This window comes from Microbacterium helvum (assembly GCF_014779795.1).
Taxonomy (GTDB): Bacteria; Actinomycetota; Actinomycetes; order Actinomycetales; family Microbacteriaceae; genus Microbacterium; species Microbacterium helvum.
This window is the reverse complement of record NZ_JACXZS010000003.1, coordinates 122,800-136,739: the sequence shown is the minus strand read 5'-3', so window position 1 is coordinate 136,739 and position 13,940 is coordinate 122,800. Positions and strand designations below refer to the sequence as shown.

The 13,940-nt window shown below is 70.8% G+C and carries 14 protein-coding genes; 6 read left to right on the top strand and 8 right to left on the bottom strand.

Annotated features, from left to right (window positions below; all coding sequences use genetic code 11):
* Positions 1-283 precede the first annotated feature (283 nt).
* Together IF188_RS05940 and IF188_RS05935 are read right to left on the bottom strand one after the other, a co-directional pair.
* Positions 284-913: a response regulator gene (locus tag IF188_RS05940; protein WP_191170874.1), complete on the bottom strand. Its 630-nt coding sequence runs from the start codon at positions 911-913 to the stop codon at positions 284-286.
* Positions 913-2,160 carry a sensor histidine kinase gene (locus IF188_RS05935; RefSeq protein WP_191170873.1) on the bottom strand — a complete coding sequence of 416 codons (1,248 nt, stop codon included), beginning with the start codon at positions 2,158-2,160 and terminating at the stop codon, positions 913-915. Before IF188_RS05935 ends, IF188_RS05940 begins: the two co-directional genes overlap by 1 nt.
* 238 nt (positions 2,161-2,398) lie before the next feature.
* Here IF188_RS05935 and IF188_RS05930 point away from each other — a divergent pair, with 238 nt between their 5' ends.
* Positions 2,399-3,367, top strand: a complete 969-nt coding sequence (locus tag IF188_RS05930; protein ID WP_191170872.1) for an SMP-30/gluconolactonase/LRE family protein — start codon at positions 2,399-2,401, stop codon at positions 3,365-3,367.
* Between the two features lie 452 nt (positions 3,368-3,819).
* Here IF188_RS05930 and IF188_RS05925 read toward each other — a convergent pair whose 3' ends face one another.
* The 5 genes from IF188_RS05925 to IF188_RS05905 form a co-directional block, all read right to left on the bottom strand.
* Positions 3,820-4,833, bottom strand: coding sequence for a LacI family DNA-binding transcriptional regulator (locus IF188_RS05925; protein ID WP_191170871.1), 1,014 nt, complete (start codon positions 4,831-4,833; stop codon positions 3,820-3,822).
* A gap of 49 nt (positions 4,834-4,882) precedes the next feature.
* Positions 4,883-6,361: a glycoside hydrolase family 1 protein gene (locus IF188_RS05920; RefSeq protein ID WP_191170870.1), complete on the bottom strand. Its 1,479-nt coding sequence runs from the start codon at positions 6,359-6,361 to the stop codon at positions 4,883-4,885.
* Between the two features lie 70 nt (positions 6,362-6,431).
* Positions 6,432-7,346, bottom strand: coding sequence for a carbohydrate ABC transporter permease (locus tag IF188_RS05915; protein WP_191170869.1), 915 nt, complete (start codon positions 7,344-7,346; stop codon positions 6,432-6,434).
* Positions 7,343-8,362, bottom strand: coding sequence for a carbohydrate ABC transporter permease (locus IF188_RS05910; protein WP_224751561.1), 1,020 nt, complete (start codon positions 8,360-8,362; stop codon positions 7,343-7,345). The genes IF188_RS05915 and IF188_RS05910 overlap by 4 nt, the downstream gene beginning before the upstream one ends.
* 222 nt (positions 8,363-8,584) lie before the next feature.
* The gene (locus IF188_RS05905) at positions 8,585-9,862 is read right to left on the bottom strand and encodes an ABC transporter substrate-binding protein (protein WP_191170867.1); all 1,278 of its coding nucleotides are present in this window, start codon (positions 9,860-9,862) and stop codon (positions 8,585-8,587) included.
* Positions 9,863-10,104: 242 nt separating this feature from the next.
* On the opposite strand from IF188_RS05905, the gene purS reads away from it, so the two are divergent.
* From purS to IF188_RS05880, 5 genes are all read left to right on the top strand, one after another.
* On the top strand, positions 10,105-10,353 hold the full coding sequence (gene purS / locus IF188_RS05900) for a phosphoribosylformylglycinamidine synthase subunit PurS (protein WP_191170866.1): 249 nt from the start codon (positions 10,105-10,107) through the stop codon (positions 10,351-10,353).
* On the top strand, positions 10,350-11,057 hold the full coding sequence (purQ, locus tag IF188_RS05895) for a phosphoribosylformylglycinamidine synthase subunit PurQ (protein WP_191170865.1): 708 nt from the start codon (positions 10,350-10,352) through the stop codon (positions 11,055-11,057). The genes purS and purQ overlap by 4 nt, the downstream gene beginning before the upstream one ends.
* Before the next feature lie 124 nt (positions 11,058-11,181).
* Positions 11,182-12,114: a 2-hydroxyacid dehydrogenase gene (locus tag IF188_RS05890; RefSeq protein ID WP_191170864.1), complete on the top strand. Its 933-nt coding sequence runs from the start codon at positions 11,182-11,184 to the stop codon at positions 12,112-12,114.
* 14 nt (positions 12,115-12,128) lie between these two features.
* A complete protein-coding gene (locus tag IF188_RS05885) occupies positions 12,129-12,599 on the top strand; it encodes an anthrone oxygenase family protein (protein WP_191170863.1) in 471 nt (156 codons plus the stop codon).
* Positions 12,600-12,675: 76 nt separating this feature from the next.
* Complete coding sequence (locus tag IF188_RS05880; protein ID WP_191170862.1) at positions 12,676-13,257, top strand: pyridoxamine 5'-phosphate oxidase family protein; 582 nt, start codon at positions 12,676-12,678, stop codon at positions 13,255-13,257.
* An 18-nt stretch (positions 13,258-13,275) separates the two neighbouring features.
* Here IF188_RS05880 and IF188_RS05875 read toward each other — a convergent pair whose 3' ends face one another.
* On the bottom strand, positions 13,276-13,791 hold the full coding sequence (locus IF188_RS05875) for an adenine phosphoribosyltransferase (protein ID WP_191170861.1): 516 nt from the start codon (positions 13,789-13,791) through the stop codon (positions 13,276-13,278).
* Between the last annotated feature and the right edge of the window lie 149 nt (positions 13,792-13,940).

Sequence of the window (13,940 nt, the reverse complement as noted above, 5' to 3'; positions counted from 1 at the left end):
GGGGATTCCGACCGACACCGGGGACGTCGCCCTCGGTCTCGACGCGAATCCCCTGGCTCGCCGCAACAGGGGGATACGGCCGAACACCGCGGGCGGAGGCATCCGGCCCGCCCCGGTTTCGGCGAGACCGGGGATCTGCAGGCCGAGCCAAGGGGCTCCCGGCGAGCCAAGGGGCCTCGCCGCCGGTCTCGACGAGAATCCCCTGCCTCGACGAGACAGGGGATCCGCGCGCCGAACCCGGGGATCCCGCGCCGAATTCGGGACCCCAGGTCGAGCCGGAGCCTCAGCGCCGGATGATCCGCCGCTCGATCGCGGCCGCGACCGCCCCCGCGCGCGTGTCGACGCCGAGCTTGCCGTAGATGTGCGAGAAGTGGGACTTCACCGTGGCCTCCGACACCAGCAGCGCCCGGGCCAGCTCGCGATTGCCCTTGCCGTCGGCGAGCAGCTCGAGCACCTCGACCTCGCGCTCGGTCATGCGCGGCTCGGGTGACGCCGCGCGGCGCATGAGCAGGGACGACACCGACGGGCCGAGTGCGGGCTCGCCGCGCGCGACGGCACGGATGCCCGCGAACAGCTGCTCGGGCGGTGTGTCTTTGAGCAGGTAGCCCGAGGCTCCCGCCTCCAGCGCGCGCAGGATGTCGGACTCGGTGTCGTACGTCGTGAGCACGAGCACGCCCGGCGGGTCCGGGATGCCACGCACCCTCGCCGTCGCGTCGATCCCGCCGGCTCCGTCACCGAGGTTGAGGTCCATGAGCACGACGTCGGGCCGCTCCGCCTCGACGAGCGGGATCACCTCCGCCGCGGCCGAGGCCTCGCCGACCACGACGAGGTCGGGGCTCCCTTCGATGAGCGCACGCAGTCCGGCGCGCACCACCGGGTGGTCGTCGACGAGGACGATGCGGATGCCGTCCATCACTCCCCCTCCTGCTCCACCGGCCGTGCAGCCGGCGGGGCGTCGCCCGCCGCGCGGGGCAGCGAGACCGACACCGTGGTGCCCTCGCCGGGGGCGCTCTCGACCGTGGCGCGGCCGCCCAGCTCGGCGGCCCGCTCGGCGATGCCCTCGATGCCGCGCCCGCGGCCCGCCGCACGCCGGGTGCGGACACGCGCCGCGGTCGCTGCCGGCCGCAGGTCCATGCCGACGCCGTCGTCGCGCACATCCAGGCGCAGCTCGTCGGGCTGCACCGTCAGGCTCACGACGGCGTGGGTCGCGTGGGCGTGCTCGGCGACGTTCGCCAGCGCGCCCCGCGCCGTGCGGATCAGCGCGGCCGCCACCGGGAGCGGCACGTCGCCGGCGTCGCCGTGGGTGCGGAACGTCACCTCGAGTCCTGGGATGGATGCCTCGTCCGCGACCTTGCCGAGGGCCACGGCGAGCGAACCCGCCGTGCCGTCGAGCTCGCCGGGGGCGAGGCCGCGCACGACCCGCCGCACCTCGTCGAGGCCCGCGCGGGCCGTCGCCGCCGCCGTCTCGACCTGGGCGCGCGCGGCGTCGGGGCGGGCGTCCCAGCTGCGCTCGGCGGCCTGCAGCAGCAGGTTGATGCTCGACAGCTGCTGGCCGATCGAGTCGTGGATCTCGCGCGACAGCCTGGCCCGCTCGGCCAGTGCTCCCGCGCGGTGCTGCTCGGCGGCCAGCGCCGCCTGCGCGGTCGAGAGCTCGTCGAGCAGCGACTGCCGCGCGGCCGATTCTCGATCGAGCGCCCGGTACGAGACCACCGTCGCCAGCGCGATGCCGATCGGCCCGAACATCATCGTCGGGTCGAAGCCGTCGGCCAGCCGCAGCTGAGCGACGATCACGACGACCGTCATGAGCGCCACCACTGTGACCGCCGGCCAGAACGGCACGATGCGCAGCACGCCGAACGCGATCGGCACCGCGCACCACGCGAACGACGGCGCGATCACGGTGAGGACCGCCCACAGCAGCACGACCACGATGGTCCACACGGTGGGCCACACGCCGCGGCGCGGGACGATCCCGCGCAGGGATGCCGCCACGCCGAGCACGACCGCCCCGGCGAGCACGCCCACCGCCTGCGCGTCGAGCTCGTGCCGCAGCAGGTAGCGGATCGCGCTGGCGGCCAGCAGCACCAGCAGCACGACGTTCAGGACGCGGTCGAACCGCACCGGCGCGAGGATGCCGCGCACGCCCTGATCGTCCGTCATGCAGGCCACCCTACGAGCCGGGCCGGGCCGCCGGCATCATCCGATCGGCTATCGACGCAGAGCCGACCTCCCGATGTGCGGGTGCCCGGGCGCGAGCAGGCTGGAAGCATCCCGAGCACCCGGGCCCCCCGCATCCACCCGGGCCCAGCGCCCCAGCGCCGGGTCAACCGGCCCAGCGCCGGGTCAACCCGCCCAGCCCAGCCCCGGGCGTCCCCGCCCACCGAACCAAGGAGGAACCATGGCTCACCGCACCTTCGCCGCGATCGTCGCGGCCACGACCCTCGGCCTCGCCGGCATCGCCGCGGCCGCACCCGCCGTCGCCGCACCCGGCAACGACGCCGGCAACGGCCGCCCGAGCTCGTACGCGCTGACCGGCGACGCGGCGGGCAGCCGCTTCGAGGGCATCGGCGCCGACGAGCGCCGCGGCGTCTTCTACGTCAGCGAGGTCACCGGCGGCGAGATCCACCGCGGCACCGTCGGCTCGTCGGCCACCGAGGAGTGGCTGCCCGAGGGCGCCGATGGACGCTTCACCGCGCGCGGCATCACCGTCGACGCGGCGGGCAACGTCTACATCGCCGGCGGCCCGAACGGCCTCGGCACCGGCCGCCCGGACGTGTGGGTCTACTCGCCCGAGGGCGAGCTGCTCGCCGCGCTGCGCATGCCGGCCGACGACGTGTTCGTCAACGACGTCGCGATCGGCCCCGACGGCGCCGCGTACTTCACCGACTCGAACGACGCGCGCATCTACCGCGTGGCCGACGCCGGCGCGGGCTTCACCGCGGCCGTGTGGGCAGACGCGAGCGACGTCATCGACCGCGCCGCGGGCTTCAACCTCGGCGGCATCGTCCTGTCGACCGACCGCAGCGCATTCGTCGTCGCGCAGGGCAATGTCGGCAAGATGTGGCGCTTCGGCTTCGACGGCTCGGTGAACGAGATCGTCGTGCGCGGCGCCGACCTCGTGAACGCCGACGGCCTCGTCCGCCAGGGCAGCACCCTCACCGTCGTGCGCAACTTCTCGCACGCGCTGACGACCCTGCGCGTCACGGCCGACGGCGCCGGCGCCACGCTGGTCGCCGACGAGGCCACCGCCGCCGACAAGGTCTTCACCACCGCGAAGACCCTCCACGGCCGCATCCTGTTCGTCGAGAGCGAGTTCGGACCCGACGCGCCCACGCCGCCGTATCAGGTGACGACGAACCCGTTCTGACCCCGGTTCGGATCACCGGATGCCGCCGCCCCGGCCCTCTCGCAGGTCCGGGTCGGCGGCATCCACGGTTCTTCTTCTCATGCTCCGCAGTCACAACCTGCGGCCGACATCGACCGGTCGGCGCAGAAGCCGACTGCGGAACTGATGGTCCCCTCTGCTCCGCAGTCACAACCTGCGCGTCCCGCACACCGCACCGCGCACAAACTGACCGCGGAACAGCACCACCGCGCCAGGCCCCACGCAGGTCCGGGTCGGCGGCATCCACGGTTCTTCTTCCCATGCTCCGCAGTCACAACCTGCGGCCGACATCGACCGGTCGGCGCAGAAGCCGACTGCGGAACTGATGGTCCCCTCTGCTCCGCAGTCACAACCTGCGCGTCCCGCACACCGCACCGCGCCAGAAGTGACTGCGGAACCGAGGCGAGGACGTGCGCGGGAGAGGGGGCGACAGGTCAGACCGAGTCGCGGACGACCAGCTCGGTCTCGAGGATCGTGACGTGGCGCGGATGCCGGCCGGCGAGGATGTCGAGCAGCACCGTGGCCATGCGCTCGCCCTGTGCGAACGACGGCTGACGCACCGTGGTGAGCGAAGGGGTGACCGAGGTGGCCACCGGCGAGTCGTCGAAGCCGACCACCGCGACGTCCTCGGGGACGCGCAGGCCCGCCGAGGCGAGCACCGTGAGAACGCCCCGGGCCATCAGGTCGCTCGCGACGAAGATCGCATCGGGCTTCGCGCCCGACTCGAGCATGCGACGCATCGCCTCGGCCCCGCCGTCCGCCGTGAAGTTGCCGTCCTCGACCGCGACCTCTTCGAGGTGGAAGGCCTTCAGCGCATCGCGGTAGCCGCGCAGGCGGTCGACGCCGGCGGGCATGCTGAGCGGGCCCGCGATCGTCGCGATGCGGCTGCGTCCGCTCTCGATCAGGTAGGCCGTCGCGTCGAACGCGCCCCGGGCGTTGTCGACGTCGACGTAGTAATCGCGCTCGCGCTCGCGCACCGGGCGACCGCCGTAGACGACCGGCACGACGCTCGCGATGCGGTCGATGAACGTGTCGCTGGTGTGGTGCGACACCACGATCGCGCCGTCGACCGCCCCGGAGCGCACGTACGACGTGGTCTTGTCGCCCGGGTCGTCGCTCGCGATGAACAGGTTGAGCACGTAGTCCGAGCGGCTCAGACGCGAGTTGATGCCCGACACGATGGCAGCGAAGAACGGGTCGCCGAAGAACCGCGTGGTGTCTTCGGGGACGATCAGCGCGATCGCGTGCGTCTTCTGGCTCGCGAGAGACCGCGCGGCCCTGTTGGGCACGTAGTTGAGCTCGGCGATCGCCTTCGTGACCGCCTCGAGCGCCTCGGGGCTGACAGCGGTGGAGCCGTTGACCACGCGCGACACGGTCGACCTCGAGACACCGGCCGTGGCGGCGACCTCTTCGATCGTCACCGCCTGACGCGCGACATCCGTGCTCATCGCTGTCCCTCCCTCACCGACACTACGGTCCGAATCTAGGCCAGTGGCGCTACGACGCGGTCGCCGCGGCTCCTGCGGCCGCCACGTCCAGCGCGCGGGCCGCGATGATCCGGCGGTACTCCAGCGCGCTGTCCTTCGGCGTGCGCTCCTGCGTGTCGTAGTCGACGCGCACGATGCCGAACCGCTTCTCGTAGCCCCACGCCCACTCGAAGTTGTCCAGCAGCGACCAGTAGAAGTAGCCGCGCACGTCGACGCCGGCGTCGGCGGCATCCAGGATCGCGCCCAGGTGACCGCGCAGGAACTCGACCCGATCCGCGTCGTGCACGCGCTTCTCGCCGCCGTCGACGACGAGCTCGTCGTCGTAGGCCGCGCCGTTCTCGGTGACGTACAGCACCGTGCCGGCGGGCTGGGCGTACTCGTCCCACACGCGCTGCAGCAGCTCGGTCAGCCCCTCGGGCTGAACCTCCCAGTGCATCGGCGTGCGCGGCAGGCCCCGCTCGTGCCAGAAGATGCCCTCGTGCGACGGGAACGGCGAACCGCCCGGGCGGTCGGTCGGGGCGTCGCCGCCGATGGGCGGGTTCACAGGCTCGTGGCCGCCGACGTACTCGCCGTGGTAGTAGTTCACGCCGAGCGTGTCGATCGGGGTCGAGATCACCTCGAGGTCGCCCGGACGCACCGCGGCCTCCCACGCGGCGATCGCGTCGGCATCCACCGAGCGGATGTCTTCGACGATGTCGGCCGGGTACTGCCCGCGGAAGATCGGGTCGAGGAACCAGCGGTTGAACTGGCCGTCGATGCGGCGCGCGGCGTCGACGTCGGCCGGGTCGCTCGCGTCGACGGGCTCGGCGACCGTCAGGTTCAGCGTGATGCCCAGGTTGAGCGACTCGTCGCGCGCACGCAGTTCGCGCACGACCTGGCCGTGGCCGAGCATCAGGTGGTGCGCGGCGAGCACGCCCTCTTCGACGCTGTAGTGGCCGGGTGCGTGAAGACCCGCCGTGTAGCTGAGGAACGACGAGCACCACGGCTCGTTGAGCGTCGTCCACACCTTCACGCGGTCGCCGAGCGCGTCGTGCATCGTCAGCGCGTACTCGGTGAACCTGTCGGCGGTGTCGCGGTTCGCCCAGCCGCCCTGCTCCTGCAGCGCCTGCGGCAGGTCCCAGTGGTAGAGCGTCAGCCACGGCAGGATGTCGGCGCCGAGCAGCTCGTCGACCAGGCGCTTGTAGAAGTCCAGCCCCTGCTCGTTGACCGCGCCGCCGTCGGGGCGCACGCGCGACCACGACGTCGAGAAGCGGTAGGTCTGCAGCCCGAGGTCCTTCATCAGCGCGACGTCGTCGCGGTAGCGGTGGTAGTGGTCGCAGGCCACGTCGCCGTTGTCGGCGTTGATGACGGCACCCGGCACGCGGCAGAAGGCGTCCCAGATGGAGTCGCGGCGGCCGTCCTCGTGGGCGGCGCCCTCGATCTGGAAGGCAGCGGTCGCGGCGCCGAACAGGAAGTCCGACGGGAAGGCGCGCGAGATCGCGGTCGTCATGAGGGGAGAGTCCTCTCTGGGATAAACGTCTGAATTCAGGATGCCGGGGGCCTCGGCCGGGCGGTAGGCCCTAGCCCTTGACGGCGCCGGCCATGATGCCGCTGACAAGCTGCTTGCCCGTGAAGACGAACAGGATGAGCAACGGGATGGTCGCGAGCAGCACACCGGCGAGCACGATCGAGTAGTCCACGAAGTAGTTCGACTGCAGCAGCTGCAGGGCCACCGGCAGCGTGGGGTTCTGCGGGTCGAGCACGATGAACGGCCAGAAGAAGTTGTTCCAGGCGGTGACGAACGTGAAGAGGCCCAGCATCGCCGCAGCCGGTCGCGCGGCCGGCAGGCCGACCGTCATGAACGTGCGGAACGAGTTGGCGCCGTCCACGCGTGCGGCCTCGATGAGCTCGTCGGGAACCGTCTGGCGCAGGTACTGCGTCATCCAGAAGACACCGAACGCCGTGACCAGCGCGGGAACGATGATCGCGCCGATCTGGCCCGTCCAGCCGAGGTCGGCGAACAGGATGTACAGCGGCACGACGCCGAGCTGCGTGGGCACCGCCATCGTCGCGATCACGAAGATCAGCAGGATGTTGCCGCCCTTGAAGCGCAGCTTCGCGAAGGCCCAGCCGGCGAGGGTCGAGAAGAACACGACCGACAGCGCGATCACCGTCGAGCTCCAGATCGAGTTCCACAGCGCCGTCCAGAAGTTGACGGCCTCGTTGTTCACGACGGCGGCGGCGTTCGCGAAGAAGTTGCCGCCGGGGATCCACGACATGTTGGGGTCGCGGATCGTGGACGAGTCGCCCGAGCCGATCAGCAGCGACCAGTAGTACGGCAGCAGCGACGCCAGCAGCACGAAGCTGAGGGCCGTGTAGACGAACCAGCCGGGTCGCTCGCCCGCCCCGCCGCGGCGCCGACGGCGCCGACGGTTCTCTTCGGGGGCGATCTCGCTGTCGTCGAGGTGCAGGGGCATCGCAGTCGTCGCGCTCATCGCACGACCTCCTTCTGGGCGCTGGCGGCGGACGAGGTGCCGGCGGCGGCGAGCTGCGCATCGGCGGCGACCGAGGCGCGGGCCGCACGTGCTGCGGCTCGCCGCTGCTTGCGGGTCAGCTGACCGCGCCCGCCTTCGTCGCGGATGAGGCTCTGCGACACGAACAGGTTCACGATGCCGATCGCCAGGATGATGAGGAACAGGATCCAGGCCAGCGCCGCGGCCCGGCCGAAGTTCCACTCGCCCCAGCCGATGTTGTACAGCCAGAGGCTGATCGTGAGCCACTGCGAGTTCGCGCCGCCGGTGCCGTACTGGTCGTACATGCGCGGCTCGTCGAAGATCTGCAGGCCGCCGATCGTCGACGTGATGATCACGAAGATGAGGGTCGGGCGCAGGCTCGGCACCGTGATCGAGAAGAACTGGCGGATCTTGCCCGCGCCGTCGACGGTGGCCGCCTCGTAGTAGTCGCGCGGGATGGCCTGCATCGCGGCGAGCAGGATGAGGGTGTTGTAGCCGGTCCAGCGGAAGTTGACCATCGTGGCGATCGCGATGTGGCTCGCGAAGGCGTTGGAGTGCCACGGGATGTCAGGGATGCCGATCCGGTTCAGCATCGTGTTGATGATGCCGTACTGGTCGCCGAACATGTTGCTGAAGATGAGCGCGACGGCGACGGGAGCCATGACGTAGGGGACGAGCACACCCATGCGCCAGAACGTCTTGGCGCGGATGTTCTGGTCGAGCATCGCGGCGATGAAGATGGCGGCGATGAGCTGCGGGATGCTCGACAGCAGGAAGATGCTGAACGTGTTGCGCAGCGCGGTCCAGAACTTGGGGTTCGTCAGGACCCATTCGTACTGGCCCCAGCCGATGAACTCGCCGGAGTTGCGGACGAGGTCCCAGTCCATGAACGAGATCACCGCGGTGTAGGCGATCGGGAACAGCCCGACCACGATGAACAGGATGAAGAACGGCGAGATGTAGAGGTACGGGGAGAGCTTCAGGTCCCACGCCGTCATCCGATGGCCGAAGCCGATGCGCTTGGGAGTTCGCGAGCTCGGGACGGTGGTGGTCACGGGGGCTCCTCAGTTCGGGTCCGGAGCGGACGAATGGGGCACCGGCGCGGGGCGCGGTGACATGGTGCGGACGAGGCGGGTCGCAATCAGAACCCGCCCCGTCCGGGTCTCAGCCGGTGTGCCGGGGGCCGTCGCTGCGGCAGCGACCCCCGGCATCCGGGATCATCAGCCGATCTTGTCGACCTCGGCGACCCACTGGTCCCAAGAGGTCGTGGCGTCCTGCGTCCCGTCCTCGACACGGGTCAGCGCCTGCTGCATCGCGTCGTTGATCTGGAAGTAGTACTGGCCCTTGAACGGAGCGACGGTCACAGCGTTGGCACGGTCGGTGAAGATCTGGCCGACCGGCGCGTCGTTGAAGTACTCGTTCGTCGAGCTCAGCAGCGTCTCGGACTCGAGGGCCTCGACCTGGCTGGGGAAGTTGCCCGCGTTCTCGAACGCCTTGATCTGCGTCTCGGGCGAGGTCAGCCAGTCGGCGAGCTCCTGGGCCTCCTTGACGTGCGCGCCGTTGGCGGGGACGGTCAGGTACGAGCCACCCCAGTTGCCGCCGCCGTTCGGGAACACGTTGGCGATGTTCCAGCCGGTGGTGTCGGGCGCGTTGCCCGTGATCTGGCCGAGCATCCAGCCCGGGCACAGCAGCGTCGCGAAGGCGCCGTTCGACATGCCGGCGTACCAGTCGTCCGACCACTGGCCGAGGTGAGCCGACTGCGTCGCGCTGGCGGCGAGCACCTGGTCGTAGATGTCCTTGACCTCGGGGTTCTCGGTCGCGATGATGTCACCGCTGTCGGGGTCCTCGTAGGCGGCCTCGACCTGGTTGATCATGCCCTGGTAGGTGCTGCCGGCCGAGTCGAAGAACGCGTCGCCCGTCGCGGCCGTGTACTGGTCGCCGAGCGCGAAGTACTTCGACCAGTCGCCGTCGATCGCCGCGGCGACGTCAGCCGGGTCGGTCGGAAGACCGGCGGCCTCGAAGAGGTCCTGGCGGTAGCAGACGGCCTCGGGGCCGATGTCGGTGCCGTAGCCGATGAGGTTGCCGTCGGCGTCGGTCGCCGCCTCGGTCTTCCAGTCGAGCCAGCGGTCGGTCAGGTCGTCCGGGACCGGCGCAAGCAGGTCGGAGTACTTCATGACCTCGGGCAGCCAGTCGACCTCGATGGCCTCGATGTCGGCGAGGCCCTTCTTGCCGAGCTTCTGGAAGTAGTTGGCGCGGGCGTCGTTCGACGTGGCCGCCTTGTTGTGCACGACCTTGATGTTCGGGTGCTCCTTGGTGTACTCCGCGAGGAGGTCCTTGGTGTAGCCGAAGTCGTTGAAGGTGGCGACGGTCAGTGTGATCTGCTCGTCCGAGCTGCCGGCGTCGTCACCGTTGCTGCTGGCGCAGCCGGCGAGGACGAGGGCCGAGGCCGAGAATGCGGCGAGTGCCACGGCGCTTCTGCGGAAGGCGCGTGCGTTCACTGTCACTCCTTTGTGTTTTCAGGGGTTCTGTGTGTTGCAGGACCGACTCGGGCGGGTGCCGCGCCGGCTGGTCGTGGGAGCGTTCCCACCAACCGAGAGGCAACGCTATGGGATCGCTCCCACGAATGTCAAGGGAGCGCTCCCACGGACGGGTCACGGTTTGGTCACGGCTCTGCGAGGGGGCGGATGCCGGGGCGTCTAGACTGGAGGCGACCCCTTCCCGCGACATCCGGAGCTGTCACATGCCCACCATCGTCGTCGACGTCATGCCCAAGGCCGAACTGCTGGACCCGCAGGGAAAGGCCGTCGCCGGAGCATTCGCACGGCTCGGCGTCTCGGACTTCTCGGCCGTCCGCATCGGCAAGCGCTTCGAGCTGACCGTCGAGGGCGAGGTCACCGAGGAGCTCCTCGCCGAGACCAAGCGCGTCGCCGACGAGATCCTGTCGAACTCGGTCATCGAGGACGTCGTGGGCATCGAGGTCGTGGAATGACCGCACGCATCGGCGTCATCACCTTCCCCGGCTCGCTCGACGACCGCGACGCGCAGCGCGCGATCCGGATCGCGGGCGCCGAGCCCGTCGCCCTGTGGCACGGCTCGCACGACCTCGAGGGCGTCGACGCCCTCGTGCTGCCGGGCGGCTTCAGCTACGGCGACTACCTGCGGGCGGGTGCGATCGCGGCCCTCGCGCCGATCATGACCGAGGTGAAGGATGCCGCCGGCAAGGGCATGCCGATCCTCGGGATCTGCAACGGCTTCCAGATGCTCGTCGAGGCGCACCTGCTGCCCGGCGGCCTGATCCGCAACGCCCACCAGCAGTTCATCCGCCGCGACCAGCGTCTGCGCGTCGAGAATGCCGACACGGCGTGGACGAGCGACCTGTCGGCCGGGCAGGAGATCGTGATCCCCCTCAAGAACGCCGACGGCGGCTACATCGCCTCGGAGTCCGAGCTGGACCGCCTGGAGGGCGAGGGGCTCGTCACGTTCCGCTACCTGGGCGTGAACCCGAACGGGTCGCTGCGCGACATCGCCGGCATCGCGAACGAGCGCGGCAACGTCGTCGGCCTCATGCCGCACCCCGAGCACGCCGTCGAGCCCGGCTTCGGCCCGAACACCCCGGCCGCGATGCGCTCGGGCGAGGACGGCCTGGCGTTCTTCACGTCGGCCATCGCGGCCGTCGTCGCCCAGGCCGCCTGAGCCCCGGCATCCCCGTTCTCCAGATCAGGAGATCTCGCGCAGACAGGACGATCTGCGCTGAATCGTCCTGTGTCCGCGAGGTCTCCTGATCTCGGTGCAGGACGACCCCGGTAGCGTGGAGCGAGTGAGCACAGGCATCCCGAATCTCGTCGTCAGCGTCCCCACTGAACAGCTCGCCGCCGATCTGGGCGAGCTGCCCGGCAACGTCGAGCTCGTGATCTGGCCGATGGATGCTGCCGCCCCGCGTGACCGGTTCGACATCGTGGTGCCGCCGTACATGTCGATGGCGCGCGTGCTCGAGCGTCTCGAGGGCGTCGATGTGGGGCTCGTCCAGGGCCAGTCGATCGGGTACGACGGTGTCGCCGACATCCTTCCCGCCGGTCTGAGGTTCGCCAACGCGGCGTCCGTGCACGAGACATCGACCGCCGAACTCGCCGTCGGCCTCGCGATCGCCGCGCAGCGTCACCTCGGCGAGTTCGCCGTCGACACCGCCGCGGGCCGCTGGGCGCCCGTGTTCGCGCAGAGCCTCGCCGACCGCCGCGTGCTGCTGCTCGGCTACGGCGGCGTGGGCAAGGCCGTCGCCGCGCGACTCGCACCGTTCGAGGTCGAGCTCACCGCCGTCGCGTCACGGGCGCGCGACGAGGACGGCGTCCCGGTGCACGGCGTCGACGAGCTGCCCGACCTGCTCCCCCGCACCGAGATCGTGATCGTGACCCTTCCGGGCGGCGCCGCGACGCAGAACATCGTGGACGACGCGTTCCTCGCCGCCCTTCCCGACGGCGCGCTGGTCATCAACGTCGGCCGCGGCTCGCTCATCGACACCGACGCGCTCGTTGACCACGTGCGGCGAGGCCGCATCCGCGCCGCACTCGACGTGACGTCGCCCGAGCCGCTGCCCGAAGGGCACGAGCTGTGGACGCTCCCCGGCGTGCTCATCACGCCCCACGTCGGCGGCGCCTCCAGCGCGATGCGTCCGCGGGTGGCGAAGCTCGTCCGCGCGCAGATCGAGCGCCTCGTCGCCGGCGAGCCCCCGCTCAACATCGTGCTCGGCGACTGAACCACGGAGGACGGATGGACCTGCAGGACACCCTCGCGGCGGCCGCCGCGCTGCTCGGCGCCGCGATGGGCGGCCTGTACTTCGGCTTCTCGCTGCTCGTGATGCCCGGGCTCGCGCGGACGCCCGACGACGCCGCGCTGCGCGCGATGCAGCAGATCAACCGCTCGATCCGGCCGGTGTTCCTGCTGCTGTTCCTGGGCTCGGCGCTCGTGGCCGTCGCATCGGCGGTCGCCGAGCTCGTCGCGTGGCAGGGGGCGGAGTCCGCGTGGCGTGTCGTCGGCGACGTGCTGATCGCCCTGCACTTCGTGATCACCGGCGCCTTCCACATCCCCCGCAACAACGCCGTGGACCGCCTCTCACCCGGCGCGGCCGCCGACCTGCAGGCGTGGCGCACGATCAGCCGGCAGTGGACCATCGGCAACCACGTCCGCGGCTGGTCGGCGTTCGTCGGCGCCGGCATCCTCATCGCGACCCTCCTGCTCTGAGCCCCCGGCCGCCGACGCCCCTTCTGTTCGCCATGCCACTGGGGTAGGACGGAAGAGAGGGGACGGAGGTCAGCCGATGAACGATTCCTCACGGGCCGCACGCACACCGGGGGTGGAGCGGCTGGCGTCTTCGGAGTGCTGGGAGTACCTGCAGCGGGCGGAGTTCGGGCGGCTCGCGGTGATCCACGCCGACGGCGCGCCCGACATCTTTCCCGTCAACCACCTCGCCCACGAGGGCGCGCTCTACATCCGCACCGCGCGGGACGCGAAGCTCGTGCACATCGCCGCGCACCCGCTGGTCGCGTACGAGGTCGACGGCATGACGGACGACCAGGTGTGGAGCGTCGTCGCCCGCGGACGAGCCGAACGCGTCATGCGCGACGACGAGATCCGCGACAGTGGAGTGCGAGGACTGGCGTCGTGGAGTCCCACCGCGAAGTTCTTCGCGATGAAGGTGACGGTGAACGCGGTGACAGGCCGCCGGTTCCCGCGGGACGCGCACACCGAGCGGCTCATCCCGTTCGAGCAGGAGGCGGTCGCCCCTGCCGAGCAGCCGTCGCCACGCGCCTCAAGGGGCGATCGACCGGAGCCGATCCCCCACTTCGGGCCGGCGACGGGTGCCCTTCCGACCACGCCGCCGGTCGAGCCGCCGGGGTGACGCGCTGCGGCCGGGCGGTCAGGCGGTGAAGACGGTGTGCACGTCGCCGACGACGTCGCGGCCGCCGAGGGCGGTGAGTTCCATGAGCACCGCGGTGCCGACGACGACACCGCCGAGTGCGCCGACGAGCTCGTGCGCGGCGACCAGCGTGCCGCCGGTGGCGAGCACATCGTCGACGAGCAGCACGCGCGTGCCGGGGGTGATGTCGTCGTGCGCCTCGATGGTCGCGGTGCCGTACTCGAGGTCGTATGTGACGGATGCCGCCGGCAGCGGCAGCTTGCCCGCCTTGCGGATCGGCACGAGGCCGACGCCCGCCTCCATCGCCACGGCGCCGGCCAGCAGGAACCCGCGGGCCTCGACGCCGGCGACGACGTCGAACGAGCCCTCGAACGGCGCGATCATCGCGTGGATGACGGTGCGCAGGGCCGAAGCGTCGGCCAGCAGCGGCGTGATGTCGCGGAACAGCACTCCCGGCTCGGGGTAGTCGGGGATCGAGCGGATGAGCGATTCTGCGCGGGCGAGGGCTTCGGACACGCGCTTCACCCTACGCCGTGCCCTCAGCCGAGGAGCATCGCCGAGATGAGGAGCGGGCGACCGCCGGGCGTCCGCAGCCGGGCACCGATCCTCAGTCGAGGTCGGACGAGTCATCGAGATCGCGAATGTAAGCGCTTGCAGTACACTGG

Excerpts from the sequence above, each read along its gene's own strand:
- IF188_RS05880 (WP_191170862.1), top strand. The coding sequence starts at position 12,676 with ATGAACGATTCCTCACGGGCCGCACGCACACCGGGGGTGGAGCGGCTG.
- IF188_RS05885 (WP_191170863.1), top strand. The coding sequence starts at position 12,129 with ATGGACCTGCAGGACACCCTCGCGGCGGCCGCCGCGCTGCTCGGCGCC.
- purS (WP_191170866.1), top strand. The coding sequence starts at position 10,105 with ATGCCCACCATCGTCGTCGACGTCATGCCCAAGGCCGAACTGCTGGAC.
- IF188_RS05935 (WP_191170873.1), bottom strand. The coding sequence starts at position 2,160 with ATGACGGACGATCAGGGCGTGCGCGGCATCCTCGCGCCGGTGCGGTTC.
- IF188_RS05910 (WP_224751561.1), bottom strand. The coding sequence starts at position 8,362 with ATGACGGCGTGGGACCTGAAGCTCTCCCCGTACCTCTACATCTCGCCG.
- purQ (WP_191170865.1), top strand. The coding sequence starts at position 10,350 with ATGACCGCACGCATCGGCGTCATCACCTTCCCCGGCTCGCTCGACGAC.
- IF188_RS05915 (WP_191170869.1), bottom strand. The coding sequence starts at position 7,346 with ATGAGCGCGACGACTGCGATGCCCCTGCACCTCGACGACAGCGAGATC.
- IF188_RS05930 (WP_191170872.1), top strand. The coding sequence starts at position 2,399 with ATGGCTCACCGCACCTTCGCCGCGATCGTCGCGGCCACGACCCTCGGC.
- IF188_RS05925 (WP_191170871.1), bottom strand. The coding sequence starts at position 4,833 with ATGAGCACGGATGTCGCGCGTCAGGCGGTGACGATCGAAGAGGTCGCC.
- IF188_RS05940 (WP_191170874.1), bottom strand. The coding sequence starts at position 913 with ATGGACGGCATCCGCATCGTCCTCGTCGACGACCACCCGGTGGTGCGC.
- IF188_RS05920 (WP_191170870.1), bottom strand. The coding sequence starts at position 6,361 with ATGACGACCGCGATCTCGCGCGCCTTCCCGTCGGACTTCCTGTTCGGC.